This is a genomic window from Dyadobacter subterraneus (assembly GCF_015221875.1).
Classification (GTDB): domain Bacteria; phylum Bacteroidota; class Bacteroidia; order Cytophagales; family Spirosomataceae; genus Dyadobacter; species Dyadobacter subterraneus.
Window position 1 is genome coordinate 2,582,501 of record NZ_JACYGY010000001.1, and the last position, 16,289, is coordinate 2,598,789.

The 16,289-nt window shown below is 42.4% G+C and carries 12 protein-coding genes and 3 rRNA genes (1 of these 15 cut by a window edge); 9 read left to right on the top strand and 6 right to left on the bottom strand.

What is annotated here, in order from left to right; translation table 11 throughout:
- The 3 genes from IEE83_RS10620 to rrf form a co-directional block, all read left to right on the top strand.
- Window positions 1–353, top strand: a 16S ribosomal RNA gene (locus IEE83_RS10620) (it extends 1,156 nt beyond the left edge of the window).
- 142 nt (window positions 354–495) lie between these two features.
- A 23S ribosomal RNA gene (locus IEE83_RS10625) occupies window positions 496–3,317 on the top strand.
- Window positions 3,318–3,590: 273 nt separating this feature from the next.
- A 5S ribosomal RNA gene (gene rrf, locus IEE83_RS10630) occupies window positions 3,591–3,702 on the top strand.
- The 16S, 23S and 5S rRNA genes sit together here, the layout of an rRNA operon.
- A 506-nt stretch (window positions 3,703–4,208) precedes the next feature.
- Here rrf and IEE83_RS10635 read toward each other — a convergent pair.
- Window positions 4,209–5,087 carry a cation diffusion facilitator family transporter gene (locus IEE83_RS10635; protein ID WP_194123367.1) on the bottom strand — a complete coding sequence of 293 codons (879 nt, stop codon included), beginning with the start codon at window positions 5,085–5,087 and terminating at the stop codon, window positions 4,209–4,211.
- A gap of 217 nt (window positions 5,088–5,304) precedes the next feature.
- Between IEE83_RS10635 and IEE83_RS33190 the strand changes: the two genes are divergently transcribed.
- Both IEE83_RS33190 and IEE83_RS10645 read left to right on the top strand, forming a co-directional pair.
- Complete coding sequence (locus IEE83_RS33190) at window positions 5,305–5,430, top strand: response regulator transcription factor (protein ID WP_310588576.1); 126 nt, start codon at window positions 5,305–5,307, stop codon at window positions 5,428–5,430.
- Window positions 5,431–5,716: 286 nt separating this feature from the next.
- Window positions 5,717–6,571, top strand: coding sequence for an NAD(P)-dependent oxidoreductase (locus IEE83_RS10645; RefSeq protein WP_194120564.1), 855 nt, complete (start codon window positions 5,717–5,719; stop codon window positions 6,569–6,571).
- A 792-nt stretch (window positions 6,572–7,363) separates the two neighbouring features.
- Here the strand turns inward: IEE83_RS10645 and IEE83_RS10650 are convergent.
- The 3 genes from IEE83_RS10650 to IEE83_RS10660 all read right to left on the bottom strand — a co-directional run bounded on the left by IEE83_RS10650 (window position 7,364) and on the right by IEE83_RS10660 (window position 9,952).
- Entirely contained in the window at window positions 7,364–8,365 is a 1,002-nt protein-coding gene (locus tag IEE83_RS10650; protein ID WP_194120565.1) for an aldo/keto reductase, read from the bottom strand.
- Window positions 8,366–8,446: 81 nt separating this feature from the next.
- Window positions 8,447–9,355: a helix-turn-helix domain-containing protein gene (locus tag IEE83_RS10655; protein WP_194120566.1), complete on the bottom strand. Its 909-nt coding sequence runs from the start codon at window positions 9,353–9,355 to the stop codon at window positions 8,447–8,449.
- A gap of 222 nt (window positions 9,356–9,577) precedes the next feature.
- The gene (locus IEE83_RS10660; protein WP_194120567.1) at window positions 9,578–9,952 is read right to left on the bottom strand and encodes a VOC family protein; all 375 of its coding nucleotides are present in this window, start codon (window positions 9,950–9,952) and stop codon (window positions 9,578–9,580) included.
- A gap of 249 nt (window positions 9,953–10,201) precedes the next feature.
- Between IEE83_RS10660 and IEE83_RS10665 the strand changes: the two genes are divergently transcribed.
- The 4 genes from IEE83_RS10665 to IEE83_RS10680 all read left to right on the top strand — a co-directional run bounded on the left by IEE83_RS10665 (window position 10,202) and on the right by IEE83_RS10680 (window position 14,836).
- Window positions 10,202–11,254, top strand: a complete 1,053-nt coding sequence (locus IEE83_RS10665; protein WP_194120568.1) for a sensor histidine kinase — start codon at window positions 10,202–10,204, stop codon at window positions 11,252–11,254.
- Complete coding sequence (locus tag IEE83_RS10670; RefSeq protein WP_194120569.1) at window positions 11,251–11,943, top strand: LytR/AlgR family response regulator transcription factor; 693 nt, start codon at window positions 11,251–11,253, stop codon at window positions 11,941–11,943. Before IEE83_RS10665 ends, IEE83_RS10670 begins: the two co-directional genes overlap by 4 nt.
- A 154-nt stretch (window positions 11,944–12,097) precedes the next feature.
- Window positions 12,098–13,474 (top strand): DUF3500 domain-containing protein, encoded by a 1,377-nt coding sequence (locus IEE83_RS10675; protein WP_194120570.1) that lies wholly within the window; start codon window positions 12,098–12,100, stop codon window positions 13,472–13,474.
- A gap of 15 nt (window positions 13,475–13,489) precedes the next feature.
- On the top strand, window positions 13,490–14,836 hold the full coding sequence (locus IEE83_RS10680) for a HupE/UreJ family protein (RefSeq protein WP_228101764.1): 1,347 nt from the start codon (window positions 13,490–13,492) through the stop codon (window positions 14,834–14,836).
- Window positions 14,837–14,914: 78 nt separating this feature from the next.
- On the opposite strand, the gene IEE83_RS10685 is transcribed toward IEE83_RS10680, so the two are convergent.
- Window positions 14,915–15,328 (bottom strand): ester cyclase, encoded by a 414-nt coding sequence (locus IEE83_RS10685; RefSeq protein WP_194120571.1) that lies wholly within the window; start codon window positions 15,326–15,328, stop codon window positions 14,915–14,917.
- Window positions 15,329–15,406: 78 nt separating this feature from the next.
- Entirely contained in the window at window positions 15,407–16,282 is an 876-nt protein-coding gene (locus tag IEE83_RS33425; protein WP_194120572.1) for a helix-turn-helix domain-containing protein, read from the bottom strand.
- Window positions 16,283–16,289: the final 7 nt, after the last annotated feature.

Here is a 16,289-nt window from a genome sequence, read left to right on the forward strand (position 1 = left end):
AGGAGGGGACGACGTCAAGTCATCATGGCCCTTACGTCCAGGGCAACACACGTGCTACAATGGGCGGTACAGAGGGTAGCTACACTGCGAGGTGATGCCAATCCCAAAAAGCCGTTCTCAGTTCGGATTGGAGTCTGCAACTCGACTCTATGAAGCTGGAATCGCTAGTAATCGCGTATCAGCTATGACGCGGTGAATACGTTCCCGGACCTTGTACACACCGCCCGTCAAGCCATGGGAGTCGGGGAGACCTGAAGCGGTAGGTTAAAGACACCGTTAGGGTAAAATCGGCGACTGGGGCTAAGTCGTAACAAGGTAGCCGTACCGGAAGGTGCGGCTGGAACACCTCCTTTCTGGAGACGGACTATTTACTCTCTTCCATCATCGAAGAGGGTGATACAAAAACGCGAGTTTAGTATTACCTACATTACGACTAATGAGTCGTAACGAGTTCATTGACATATTGAGAAGCAAAAGAGAATAAGAACTAAGAGCGCGCAAGCGAATTAAGGGCGCATGGAGGATACCTAGGCTCTCAGAGGCGATGAAGGACGTGATAAGCTGCGATAAGCTGCGGGGATCAGCACATATGATTTGATCCGCAGATTTCCGAATGGGGCAACCCAGTACCATGAAGTGGTATTACCCTGCGGGGGGCAAACGGGGGGAACTGAAACATCTAAGTACCCCCAGGAGAAGAAAATAATAATGATTGCGCAAGTAGTGGCGAGCGAACGCGCAGGAGCCCAAACCAGCCTGGTTACGGCCAGACTGGGGTTGTAGGACTCACCAAGTGTATAACAATTGAACTGGAATGGCATGGGAAGGCCAACCGCAGAGGGTGAGAGTCCTGTACAGGTAAGAGCGTTATATGAGTGAGTATCCTGAGTAGGTGGGGACCGGAGAAATCCCCTTCGAATCCGGCGGCACCATCCGCCAAGGCTAAATACTCCTGAGAGACCGATAGTGAACGAGTACCGTGAGGGAAAGGTGAAAAGTACCGCGAGCAGCGGGGTGAAATAGAACTTGAAACCATGCGCTTACAAGCGGACGGAGCCTTCGGGTGACGTCGTGCCTTTTGCATAATGAGCCTACGAGTTACGGTCACTGGCGAGGTTAATTCATTGAAATGAAGGAGCCGAAGCGAAAGCGAGTCTGAAATGGGCGATTAGTCAGTGGCTGTAGACGCGAAACTTGGTGATCTACCCTTGGTCAGGTTGAAGCGCTGGTAACACATCGTGGAGGACCGAACCGGTAAACGTTGAAAAGTTTTCGGATGAACTGAGGGTAGGGGTGAAAGGCCAATCAAACTGAGAAATAGCTCGTACTCCCCGAAATGTTTTTAGGAACAGCGTCGTGGTTGAGTCATGGTCAGGTAGAGCTACTGATAGGGCTAGGGGGAGTCAAATCCTACCAAACTCTGACAAACTCCGAATGGGCTATGATATACACGGCAGTGAGGGCTGGGGTGCTAAGGTCCCAGTCCGAGAGGGGAACAACCCAGAGCATCAGCTAAGGTCCCAAAATATATGCTAAGTTGAACTAAGGGGGTCCGACTGCAGAGACAGCCAGGATGTTAGCTTGGAAGCAGCTATACATTTAAAGAGTGCGTAACAGCTCACTGGTCGAGCGGGGCGGGCATCGATAATAAACGGGCATCAAGCATATTACCGAAGCTATGCGATAGTAATTTATTACGATCGGTAGGGGAGCATTCTCACAGGGGTGAAGGTTTGGCGTAAGCCGGGCTGGACTGGTGAGAAAAGCAAATGTAGGCATAAGTAACGATAATGCGGATGAGAAATCCGCACACCGAAAGACTAAGGATTCCTCCGCTATGCTAATCAACGGAGGGTTAGGCGGGGCCTAAGGTATAGCCGAGCGGCGATTACCGATGGACAGCAGGTTAATATTCCTGCCCCTGCGTTCAGTGTGAAAGAGTGACGGAGTATTGTGGTATGTACGTACTGACGGAATAGTGCGTTGAGCAGAGCCTACGGGCGAAGCGAACATACGAAAACGCTTCCAAGAAAAGCTTTTGAAACGCCAGCTGAATGCAGCCCGTACCGTAAACCGACACAGGTAGTCGAGAAGAATATTCTAAGGTGCTCGAGTGAATCACGGCTAAGGAACTCGGCAAATTAACCCTGTAACTTCGGGAGAAGGGGAGCCTCCTCGCAAGAGAGGCCGCAGAGAAATGGCCCAGGCGACTGTTTAGCAAAAACACAGGGCTCTGCCAAAACGCAAGTTGACGTATAGGGCCTGACACCTGCCCGGTGCTGGAAGGTTAAGAGGGGATGTCAGCCGCAAGGTAAAGCATTGAATCGAAGCCCCAGTAAACGGCGGCCGTAACTATAACGGTCCTAAGGTAGCGAAATTCCTTGTCGGGTAAGTTCCGACCTGCACGAATGGTGTAACGATCTGGGCACTGTCTCGGCCGTGAGCTCGGTGAAATTGTAGTAGCGGTGAAGATGCCGCTTACCCGCCACGGGACGGAAAGACCCCGTGCACCTTTACTATAGCTTTGCATTGTTTTCGGGTCAGGGATGTGTAGGATAGGTGGGAGGCTTTGAAGCGGTGTCGCCAGGCATCGTGGAGCCAACGTTGAAATACCACCCTTCGCTGGCCTGGGATCTAACTGCTCAATGAGCAGGACCGTGCATGGTGGGTAGTTTGACTGGGGTGGTCGCCTCCAAAAGTGTAACGGAGGCTTCCAAAGGTCTGCTCAACACGCTTGGTAACCGTGTGTGGAGTGCAATAGTACAAGCAGGCTTGACTGTGAGACCGACGGGTCGAGCAGGTGGGAAACCAGGGTATAGTGATCCGGTGGTTCTGTATGGAAGGGCCATCGCTCAAAGGATAAAAGGTACGCCGGGGATAACAGGCTGATCTCCCCCAAGAGCTCACATCGACGGGGAGGTTTGGCACCTCGATGTCGGCTCGTCACATCCTGGGGCTGGAGAAGGTCCCAAGGGTTCGGCTGTTCGCCGATTAAAGTGGCACGCGAGCTGGGTTCAGAACGTCGTGAGACAGTTCGGTCCCTATCTGTGGTGGGCGTAGGAAGATTGACGGGGGCTGCCCTTAGTACGAGAGGACCGGGGTGGACCCACCGCTGGTGAATCGGTTGTCCCGCCAGGGGCATGGCCGAGTAGCTATGTGGGGAATAGATAAGCGCTGAAAGCATCTAAGTGCGAAACTAGCCCGAAGATGAATCTTCCACACAAGGGTCGTTGTAGACTACGACGTTGATAGGCTGCAGGTGTACGTGTAGAAATACATTCAGCTGAGCAGTACTAATTACCCAACAGCTTGCTCATTTTCTTTCCCTTAAAAGACAGAAAAATCTTAAAACTCATTCTCTTTTGCTTCCAATATGACATGAAATTCAATGAATGAATTTTGAATAAGTGAATGAGAGAATATTCCGCAGCGGCGGACCGCTATCATTCCAACACTCTATCATTCAATCATTGTACACACTCAAAGAGCTTGTTGGTGGCTATTGGCCTGGACGGTGCGACGATTCGCCGAGACGCGAAGTCTTCACCTGTTTCCATCCCGAAGTCACAAATTAACCAACAGAAAATCTTGTTGGTGGCTATTGGCCCGGTGTTCACCTCTTCCCATCCCGAACAGAGAAGTTAAGCCCGGAACCGCCGATGATACTTGGGTCAAACCTGGTAAAGTAGGTAGCCGCCACAATACTATTATAATCAAAGCCTCGCAGAAATGTGAGGCTTTTTTTGTTGGTTACTATTGGCTCGGTCTGGGGCGACACTCCCTTCACCTCTTCCCAGGCTGCGTTGTCCGCTCGTCCGCGAGCCCGGCCCGGGACAGAGAAGCTAAGCCGGGAACCGCCGATGATACTTGGGTCAACGTGACCCGGTCTGCGCGACCCGGTCAAACCTGGTAAAGTAGGGGGCACGCCTAGTGTAGCCGCCACAATACTATTACACAAAAAAGACCATCTCGAAAGGATGGTCTTTTTTGTGCTGTTTATCTCTTCCGTGATCCGCAGTCCCGCTCGCCCGACCCGGGACTGCGCATAATACTGCACCGTGTAGGCGGGACGCGAATTCTTGCCATCACAATTGTATGTAACTATTTAGATATTAGATTAAAACCTAACATTTCTACATTTCAAAATGGGCAGGCAATGTTTAGGCAATACTCGCAATACTTCATTAGTCGCTACAAACTAATTTATCTTAAAATTTCCTCTCAAATGGCTCAATATGGATTAGAATAAATTCTATCTCAGGAATTTCCAGCTGTAATTTATCTTTCAATTTATGAGCCAATATATGTCCTTGTTTTACTGAAATATTGGCATCTACGGTTGCATGCAAATCAACCAGATATTTCATTCCTGATTTCCTGATCAGGCATTTTTCGGTACCTAAAATACCTTCGACAGTTAATGCAATACGCCTGATCTCTTCAATTAAATCTTCATAAAGATTTTCATCCATAATCTCTCCAAGGGCAGGTCTGAAAATGAGATAGCTGTTATAAAGAATAAATACAGATGCAAAAAGCGCCGCCCAGTCATCAGCTGACTCATAACCTTTTCCGAAAACAAGAGCAATGGAAATACCGATAAACGCAGCCACGGAGGTAATCGCATCACTTCTATGATGCCAGGCATCTGCTTTCAATGAAGAACTATTCGTCTCAACACTTTTCTTAATTACAAGCCTGAATGAAATTTCTTTCCAAACAATAATAGCACCTAAAACAAAAAGCGTGAAAGGTTTGGGCAACTCATGGGGAGTAAGAATATTTTCAATGCTTTCATAGGCAATCACAACGGCAGAAGTTATTAAGAAACCAACCACAAGAAAAGTGATCAATGGCTCGGCACGGCCATGCCCATATGGATGATTTTTGTCGGCGGGACGATTAGAATATTTAATCCCGAAGAGTACCAGAAGCGATGAAAAAATATCACTTGTGGATTCGATAGCATCAGCAATAAGTGCGTAGGAGTTCCCAAAATAACCAGCAAATCCTTTTATAACCGCCAAACTGGTATTTCCGATAATACTAAAGTAAGTTGCCTTAACTGCCTTTTCTTCGTTTGTCATCGCCATAGATACGGATTATTATTCTGGTTAGTACAATGTCCATCCAACATTGTGTAAAATTAAACCAATAAGCGTACAAATTTTCGACAAAAACATTTTTGCCCAAAAATCATTGGACCATCATTTTCTTAGTGAGTTTGATACGAAGGATTTGGGCTTCCCAAAGGGAAGAAATATTCCTTTTCTGTCTGATCGTGAGACGGAGATCATATAACTTATATCAAAAGGATTATCCAATAAAGAGATTGCTGAGCAGTTATTTTTGAGTTTTCATACCATCAAAACTTATCGTAAAAACATCATTAAAAAACTCGGATTTATCTTCAAAATGCATCCGAGCTAGCGCTGCTAATAGGTTATTTGAATGATATATTATTTACGGTTCAAAAATCGGATACTGTTACCTTCAATATCTACCGGTAGCGTACCAATGTATCAATCCAGAAATCCAGGTATTGAATCTTTTGCGGAAAGAGCTGTTGCATTATATAAAACAAACAATCCTTGAAACTTATCTTTCGGTTTTTACAAATCTGGTGCTGATCAATGCGATGCACGCAGCTTCTTTTTTACCTTGCAGTTTAAATTGTGATCATAACAATCTAAATTCATATAATAAACAGAAAAAAATGATGAGCAACACTAAAATAGGTTGGATTGGGCTGGGAAAAATGGGTGTGCCAATGTCTCGCCAGTTGATAAAATCCGGATTTTCGATAACCGTTTTTAACCGAAGCAAGGATAAAAAAAAAGATTTGAAAGAGTCAGGAGCAGAGATAGCTTCTACGCCGGCGGAACTGATCGGACTAACAGATTTAATAATTATTATGGTGTCGGATGATAAGGCAATTCATGCTGTTTTCAACGGCGACCAAGGATTATTAAGTGCCGGAACGAGCGGGAAAATCATTATTAACATGAGCACAGTTTCTCCCGCAATCAGCAAGGAAATGGCTGCTCTCTGCAAAAGTCAGGGGAATAATTATCTGGATGCGCCGGTGTCCGGCAGTGTGAAGCAGGCGGAAGAAGGACAGCTTGTCATCATGGCGGGAGGTGAAGACGAAATATTTGAAACTGCTAAACCTATTCTGGAAAAATTGGGAAAACTTGCCTTGCGCGTGGGTGATACCGGTGCTGGTAATACGGCTAAACTTGCTGTTAATACTTTACTTGCATTTCACGCACAGGGGTTGGCCGAAGCAATCTGCTTTGCCAATAAAAACGGAATTGCTACCGAAGATTTAATGACAATTATCAACAACAGCGCGTTAGGAAATGTGTTTGGAAAAATTAAAGGTGAAGCAATTATCCATGATAATTACCAGGCTGCTTTTGCTTTAAAACACATCGCCAAAGATCTCCGTCTGGCAAAAGCGGAGGGATTGGATACGCCTTTGGCTGAAACAGTTTATAAAACTTTTCAGGAAGCCGAAACGGTTTTTGGCGAAGAAGATATTATTGCTGTGATTAAGCAGATTAAATAAAATATTCGTTGCACAATAAATCTGTTCAAAATAACCTGACGGGCGTACCTGAATTTCAGGTGCGCTCTTTTTTTATCAAAAAGATTTTATTCAAAAATGGCTGCTTTTCTCGAAATACCAATTAATAAGTATCTGCATGAAGTTTGCATAAAACTGCAAATGCCAGTAAAACAGTAGCGCCCAGCAACAGGATGGTTAGAATTCTGGAAGATTTAGCCATGATCTTTTGATTTAAATTGAGAAACTTAATGTCATCTGGTATGAAAAGCGGTCTGTGCCGCTAATGCCAAAAGTGAGTTTTAGGGCAGGAGTGCCGAGAGGGAATACTCAGTGAAATTGCTGGCGCTAAGTTTCTTCACCAAACGACATTAAGTTTCTTGTTACAAAAATATTGCTTTCTAAAAGCTGTTGAAATGGCCCAATGATGGGAATGCTTGTATATTATCAGGATAATTTGTTCATTTCAAGATTTGAAAATATCGTCCCGGAGCCCGGAACGATATTCATGATCACCACTTTCTATATTCCAAAACCTTATTCTAAATATTTTCAATTCTGATTGCACCAAAACGTGCTATCTGATAATGACTTCTTATAGTTTTTTATCACAACAAATTTGTGGGATACTGACTGAAAATGAAATGGTTAAACCAAGTCTTGTGATGTATTTATTATGGTTTTGAAGAATTGTAATGATTTGATTTAAAGAGGTTGAACCAGCTATTAAATCAAATAAAAAAGCGCAAACAGAAATCAGTCTGTCTGCGCTTGCAAGGATTTTATATCTTCAAATTAATTATTCACCAGTTTCATGGAGCCTTCGTTGTAGCGTTCGCCTGTGTTAGGATACTTTGCTATTAATTCATCAATTGTTTTCAGGTCCTCAGCAGATAAATTTACGTCAATTGCACCAACATTTTCTTCCAGATATTTCCGTTTTTTCGTACCCGGAATTGGAATAATATCATCTCCCTGAGCCAATACCCAGGCAAGTGCAAGCTGGGCAGGTGTACAGTTTTTACCGGATGCAATGTCAGCAAAACCGCTTACCAGTTTTGCATTATTGTCGGCATTTTCCTGTTGATAGCGCGGCAAGGATTTGCGAAAATCATCGTCAGTTAAGGTGTCGAGATTAAGTTTATTTGTAACCAGCCCTCTTGCCAGAGGAGAATAGGGAACCAGCGAAATGCCGAGCTCACGAATTGTAGTCAAAATCTCACCTTCAACATCTCTTGTCAATAACGAATATTCACTTTGCAATGCAGCAATCGGGTGAACCGCCTGCGCCTTTCGGATTGATGTTGCCGAAGCCTCACTCAAACCCAGATAGCGCACTTTTCCTTCTTTAACAAGTTCTGCCATTGCGCCAACGGTTTCCTCAATAGGTACATTTTTGTCTACCCTATGAGCGTAATAAAGATCAATAGTATCGATTTTTAATCTTTTCAAACTTTTTTCTACCGCTACTTTTATCCACTCGGGAGAGCCGTCAAAATAGGTGCCGGCAGAATTGCTGGGTCCGGCAACTCCATCTTTAAAACGAAAACCGAATTTGGTAGCTATGAAAATTTTATCCCGGTTTGGCACCAGTACTTTTGAAACAAGTTCTTCATTCAAACCATTGGCATACATATCCGCGGTATCCCAAAAATTGATTCCCAGATCCAGTGCTTTGTGTAATGTGGCGATACTTTCTGCATCATCAGTGGGGCCATAAGCGAAGCTCATTCCCATGCACCCCAGCCCCAGGGCTGAAAGTTTTTCGGCTGTTGTTCCAAGATTTCTGTACTTCATAATTCCTGATTTTTGTTGGAACAAAATTAATAGAACATGGCGTGGCCTGTTTTAAAATATTCAAACAGATATTTATAAAATTCAAACAGCCGGATGTCTGATTTCGCCGGGAGGTACGCCAATATGTTTTTTGAAGAAATTTGTAAAGTAGGCGGGATATTCAAAACCAAGACTATAAGCAATTTCTGAAATATCCCAATCCGTGTGCTGCAATAAGGCGCAGGCTTCACGGGTTATTCTGGCAGCAATATGCTCGGTAGTAGTCTTTCCGGTAGTTTCTTTTACCGACCGGTTCAAATGATTTACATGTACCGAAAGGTTAAGTGCGTAATCGTTCGCCGTTTTCATTTTAAGAGCAGCTTCCGGCGTGTCAATAGGAAATTGTCTTTCAAGAAGTTCAATAAAAAGGGAAGTGATTCTTGAAGATGCATTTACATGTTTTTCGAAATTATCTGCGGGGTTCAACTTCATGGCTTCATGGATAACCAAATGAAGGTAATTTCGCAATAAACTATACTTATGGGTATATTCAGAGGCAATTTCGCGCATCATTTTTTTGAAAATCCCGGAAACTTCTTCAAGCTGCAAATCGTCAATAAAAAAAACAGGGTTTCCTCCGATTTTGAATAATGGTGAGTCCTGCAAGCTTTGGTTTCGTTCATCCGGTTGAAGAAATGCCTCAGTAAACAGACAAAACCAGCCTTGTTGTACATGTGATTCTGCTTCCCAGGAATAGGGGACAACAGGGTTTGAAAAGAGAAGTGCAGGCCTGTCAATTGCGATCCACTTATCTGCATAATGCAGTTTTCCTGTGCCGATAATGAGTGAAACTTTGTAAAAATCCCTGCGGCTGTATGGCGTAATAATGGCACAGGATTCCCTGGAAAAAACATTAAAATGTCCGGCACCTGCATTGTTCATTGGTAAACCAAGTCGGTTAGCTGCGGGTACACGGCTGTAAAATTCCTGAACGGTTTCTGGATTAGTCATTCTTTAAATTATAAAAATCAAACGTTGGAGGGTATTAATTTCGGTATCTGTTACTGACAAATTTATTACTAAAAGTCAGTTTTAGGTTACAACTCCATAAAATATTCCTGATTACTTATTTTACGGAAAGTTTTCCTGTTGCGGATTTATTATGGCGTACAGAGCAAACATTGGATTGAAAAAGTCAGGTGTGATCTGATCATCTTCATAGTTAAGCACTTATTAATTTCTTTCCTGATAAAGGCCCCAGATGTTACCATACGGATCAGCAAAACGCGCGGTGATTTCCGGTAAATGTCTTCCGATCTCTTCCGTAATTTTTCCTCCGTTATCTTTTATGATTTTCATTGTAATGTTGATATCATCAACCATTATATGCGTAATCATGCCAATTTCCGAAACTGCTTTTCTATCGGTAATCCAAGTTCCGCTCACTTCCCCGGCACCGTCATCAAAGGAAATGCTGCCATCATCACGGCGCCGGATATTCCAGCCAAAAACGGTTTCATAAAAGGCAGCTGATACATTTACATCATCAGAAGGAATTTCAATGTAACAGACTTTCCCGTTTGCGTAAGTTGGGTGTTTATCTTCCATTTTTAAGTCTTGTAAAAATTTTAATAGTCTGAATTGCAGAAGAAATATAACTATTTTATTTGTTTGTTTTGAAATAAAAATAACGAGGATTCTGTATAGCAATTTTAATTTTGATAAGACAGTCACAGCTAACACAATATTGCGTGAAAGCCTTTTTCGCCCCCACACTTTTAATATTGATCACAATTTTGGTAAGCTGTACTTTCTTTCAGGTAACTTGTAAGTTATTATGACAAAGTTTTGAATGAAATGACAAAACCTAAAAACCAATATCTGTACCATATTCTGGGATGTCTGGCATTTCTGCTTTTGCCGCTGACCTTATCACCCAGGCCGCCGGAAGAAGTTGGTTATTTTTTGTCAAAACCAACACAAAGAGATTTTGTTGTGAACTTACTTATGCTGGTTTTCTTTTATATCAACTATTACATATTGATACCAAGGGTTTATTTCCGGGAAAAGTATCTGGTTTATTCATTATTCCTTGCCGTCGGCTTCGGGCTAATTTTATTTTTTCCATCATTTGTAACAGGCAATTTTTCCTGGCAGGATCATCCCGGCAGAATGGGTGGCTTCAATCCTCACAATGGCCATTTTATTCCATCAAGACCAGTAGGAAGCATTTTTTTTGAAGAAGTGAAACATCATATTTATCTGTTTGCCGTGGTTGCACTTTTTTCAATTCTATTGCAAGTAAACAGCCGTTTGTTACAGGCCGAAAAAGAAAGGCTTGCCGCTGAACTTGCACATTTGAAAGCGCAAATCCATCCGCATTTTTTGTTTAACACGCTTAACAGTATTTATGCACTTACGATCAAAAAGGATGACAAAGCGCCGGATTCCATTGTAAAACTTTCGGAATTCATGCGTTATCTGTTGAAAGATGCGAATGAAAATGAAGTTTTTCTGGATAAGGAAATCGGCTATATTACAAATTATATTGATTTGCAGATTTCACGTTTAAGAGATTCTGTAAATCTGAATTTTGAAGTGAACGGAACGGCGAAAAATCAAAAAATTGCGCCCCTTCTACTTTTTTCATTTATCGAAAACGCTTTCAAACATGGCGTGAATCCGGATGAAGATTCAAAAATTGATATTCGGATTGATATCAAAAATGAATCCGTTTATCTGTTGGTAATAAACAAAAAAGTAACGATCATAAATAAAGAATATTCGACAAATATCGGCCTTGCGAACACAAGGGAACGTTTACATCTTTTTTATGCCAATAAACACAAATTGCGGATTGATAACAACACGGAGTTTTTTAAAGTCGAACTTGAAATTGAACTGATATGATCAAGGCAATAGCATTGGATGACGAAAGACCTGCTTTGGAAGTATTGGATGCGTTTTGTAGTCAGGTTAATTTTATTGATCTCAAAAAAACGTTTTCTAAAACTGGTGAAGCAAACCTTTATCTCGAAGAAAATCCTGTGGATCTTGTATTTCTGGATATTAATATGCCGGCGGTTTCCGGAATAAATTTTTACAAAGCCATGCCTCATCCTGCCATGGTCATCTTCACCACAGCCTATAACGAATACGCCGTTGAAAGTTACGAACTTGATGCGGTAGATTATCTTTTAAAACCTTTCACATTCGACAGATTTTTGAAAGCCGTAACCAAAGCCCAGGATTTGCAGAAATTGCATCAGCAATCGTCTGGCAGCCAGGAGAAATATCTTTATTTCAGGGTAGATTACAGTTTGGTCAAAGTGGCCATAGCTGACATTATTTTTATTGAAGGACTGGACAATTATCTTAAAATCCATTTAGCCGGACAAAAGCCGGTCGTAGTAAGATTAACGATGAAAGCGATTTTGGAAAAACTTCCTGAAAAAGGTTTTCTACGCGTACACCGTTCCTACACCGTTTCTCTCGATAAAATTATTCTGGTACGAAACAAGGTCATCAAAATTGCAGAAGAGGAAATTCCACTGGGAAGCAGTTTTGAGGAAAGTTTTAATGCAGTTTTCAAGGGTTAACTATTTGTGTGCGACCAAGAAAACTTCCTTTTGTAAACCTATTTTTTTCTAACGGATCATTCACCACAACATTCTATCAGTTCACCACAAACTTTTGGGCAAGGAAAAAGACACTGCGTTATAGATTTATATCTGACCATCTAATTTCATTTTTATGAAAGCGCAACAATTTCTTTCCAAATTATTACTACTACTCTTTTTTGCTTTTTTCATTTGCTGTAAATCCAGCACGAGTGACGATGTAACATCGGAAACTGCTACAATTACCGCCTTAACCTGTACCTCTGCCACTTTTTCTTCAACTGCAATAAACGGAACTGCTTATACCGGAACGGTGACGGTGCCCTACACAGGTGGAAACGCGGTGGCCTATAATGCGGGTTCTGCCATTTCTTCAACGGGTGTAACCGGCCTCACTGCCACTTTGCAGGCGGGAAAGTTGGCATCTGGTGCGGGAAATCTGGCCTATACAATTACCGGAACGCCGACGTCAGTCGGGACAGCCATTTTTGCCATTACTTTCGGCAGCATGAGCTGTAATATTTCGTTGACAGTTTCCGATGCTACTACCAGCACCGTTGATTGCAGCACGGCCACTACAACGGTTGCAAAGGTGGTTTGTGCAGTTGAGGCGTTCAAGGCAACACTTTCTGCTGCCCAGCTGGCAACGGTTCAGATTAGTCTTACCAAGGCAAATGCAATAAAATGGTCAAACTTACCAGGTGGTGTAAAAATTCGAAATGGAATTGAATTCAGCACATTAAGCGCCACACAACTTGCGGCCGCAAAAGCTATAATTGCTGCGGCGTCGGGTACAAGTGCCAATGATGGCTATGATGAATTCAGCCAAATAAATGCTGCCGATGATGTTTTGGCTACCAAAGCAAATGGCTACGGCTCGGGACTATATATTATTGCGTTTTTAGGAACACCAAGTGTGACCGGAACGTGGATGCTGCAATTTGGCGGCCATCACTACGCACAGAATATAACGTACAATGCCGGAGCTGTGGCCAGTGCAACGCCGTCGCACCAGGGAATTGAACCCAAAACCTGGACTGCCGGAACCACTACCTACGCACCTTTGGCAGTTGAGCATGATGCAATGGCTGCGATGCTGGCGTCACTTTCAACAGCTCAGCTGGCCTCGGCAAAACTATCGACTACATTCAGTGATGTGGCGCTGGGACCAAATAAGGACGGACAATTTCCGACTACAAAACTGGGCGTTGCGGTAAGTACTTTAAGTGATGCCCAAAAACTTTTAGTGCTGGCTGCCATGAAACCATGGACCAATGATGTGGATAATGCTACCGGTACGGCAAATCTCAAACTTTACGAAAACGAGTTGGCAGGAACGTACATTTCCTATTCAGGTAATGCAACACTTACTAACAATGCAGATTATGTTCGAATCGACGGACCAAGTGTCTGGATAGAATTTGTTTGTCAGTCGGGTGTGGTATATCAAAATGAAATTCATTATCACTCTGTGTATCGTGATCATACACGGGATTATAACGGGCTTTAATAATTAATCAGCAATATGAAAATAGCCATTTCCAACATCAGTCGCCAATACCGGCGGCTGATGTTAACGCTGCTGGTTCTGTTTTTTATTTCGGGGAATGTATCTGCACACCCGATGCCGAATTCCGTTATGTCTCTGGATATTCAGCCAGGTAAAGTTTATGCCGAATTACAACTTCCTTTAAATGAACTTGAACTGGCATTTGGACATCAGGTAAATCAGCATCCGGAAAACCTGGTAAGTCGCCTGTCGCCTGAACTGAAATCTTATCTTATTGTACATATTCACCCGGTAAGTAAAGATGGTAAACCATGGACTGTTTCGGTTGAAGATCTTTTTGTACAGAAAATTCCCGCAAGCGCAAGCGGACCGTATTTTGAACTTCATGCAAAAGTAGTTATGACTCCTTCCGAAGGCGAAACCACGCGGGAATTTGATTTGAATTATGACGTGATCATGCATCAGGTTGTTACACATTTCGCATTAATTTCGGTTCAACAGGATTGGGAAGCAGGACTTTATGGAGAAAAACCGGTGGAACTTGGTGTGATTTCTTTCGACATCCGAAGCAACAAAATTTTTCCATTTAAAGTAAATCTGGAAACAGGCGGTATATGGAATGGATTTAAACAAACCGTCGTTTTGGGCATGCACCATATTGCCGAGGGAACAGACCATTTACTGTTTCTTCTGGTACTTTTACTTCCTGCCCCTTTACTTGTGAACCGGAGACGTTGGGGAACATTTGGCGGCTGGCGTTATAGCTGGATCCGTCTTTTGAAAATTGTTACGGCTTTTACAATCGGGCATTCAGTTACTTTGATAGCCGGTGCCTTAGGTTTGTTTACTTTTCCGTCACAACTGGTTGAAATTGTAATTGCCTTTTCTATTATTATTTCAGCAATTCATGCTTTCAGACCCATATTTTCAGGAAAAGAGGCGGTTGTTGCTGTGGGTTTTGGATTGATTCACGGCATGGCTTTCGCAGGAACGCTGGTAAGTCTGAATCTTGATATTTTTCATTTGGGATTAAGTATTCTCGGATTTAATCTTGGCATCGAACTGATGCAGCTTTTTGTCATTGCAGCTGTATTTCCGTGGCTGATTATTTTAAGTAGAAGCAAATTTTACTCCGTGATCAGAATCTCAGGCGCAGTATTTTCTGCCCTTGCAGCATCAGGATGGATGGTAGAAAGAATCACAGAAAATTCAAATTTTATAACGGTTCAAACGCAGCGAATTGTTGGACACGCCCCATGGCTTATCGCCTTGTTGGCAGTTGCAGCAGTCGCAAGTTTATCAACCAATTTTATTTCAAAATTGCATAGGAAAAAGGAATATCCGGAAGTTGCTGAGTTATAATTGTTGGAAGGAAATTTAAACCAAAAAACGGTATCCCGAATTTTTCGGATACAGTTTTTTGGTTTTTCAAAGTTGAAATTACTCAGATAATTTAGCGAGCACGGCCGGCAGTGTATTTAGTCCCCAATGTTCAAAATATTTTCTGTCACGGACTTTAACAATGTCAATAACGTCGATGCTAACCTCTTTTCCCGTTGGTGTTATGCCAAAAATAATTCCTCTGTGCGTACCGGTTATCGATTTTCTGGTTGTCACTAAATCATCTTCCGCTACCTGCGTATGAATGATTACTTTCAAATCCGGAAAAGCGGGTCTGAGGATATTGTTGAAAAAATTGATCATACCGGCTGGTCCATGATCCGCACCTTCCGGAGCGGAGTGATTGATAAAATCTTTATCCATCAATTCTTCAAACGATTGAAGATTTCCCTCTTCAATCACCTCTTTATTAAAACGCAGAACAACTGCTTTATTCCTTTCTGTAATTTCCATTTTTATCAATTATTGTCGAATAAATTTTCAACAAATGTACCATGAGCGGTTAGATGAAAGTTATCGCAGGAAGTTCAATTATTGTGGCTGGACGTTCAATATTTTTTGCTGATATTCCGTCGGTGTGATACTGTGATATTGTTTAAAGGATTTGGAGAAACTTGAATGGTTTTCATAACCTACTTTTTGGTAAACCAATCCTGGTTTTTCGTCTTTTTGGTGCAGCAAAGTGGCAGCGAACTGCATCTTTTTCTCTAATAACCATTTTTGAGGAGAAGTATTATAGATTTTTGTAAACTTCCGTTTGAAAGTGGAAATACTGCAATTACAAATAAAAGCCAGTTCCTCCACCGTAACCTGATTTGTTAGATTGCTTTCCACCGCTTTGCGTATTCTCATATCCTCGTTGTCCAGCATGTCAACTTGCAGGGAAAGAAATTTTTCCGGATCATTTTGCAGCAGATATAGTAACAACTCTTCCAGTTTCAGCCGTTTCAGTTCGGATGAAAACGTTTTGGGAGGTTTGAGCATCAGATTTAGAGACTCAATATAATTTTTTATAAAACTGTCTTGCCTGAAAACCAGAAATGGTGTTTTGGATAATTCAGCCTGGTCACCCGGAACCACGGATTTATATTTAATCAGGAATTCGGACAAAACTGTATTGCTGAAATAAAGCAGGATACTTGTAAAAGCAGTGTTTTCAGGCCGTACTTCACTGGTTAGGCAATTTCCTTTTGACAAGATCAGCAATTCTCCGGCAGAAATTGTAGTCGTATTTTCGGCATAAACGACACTTTTTGTTCCGTTAATAATCATATTGATCATATTCTGATGCAAAATGATTTTGTTCTTGTTCGTATTTTGATTGGAAGTATAGGTCCGGATAATTACATTTTCCGAAGTTTGATTTTGCAGCTCGTCTAAATCAAAAGGCAGATTATATATGCTCACAATTTAA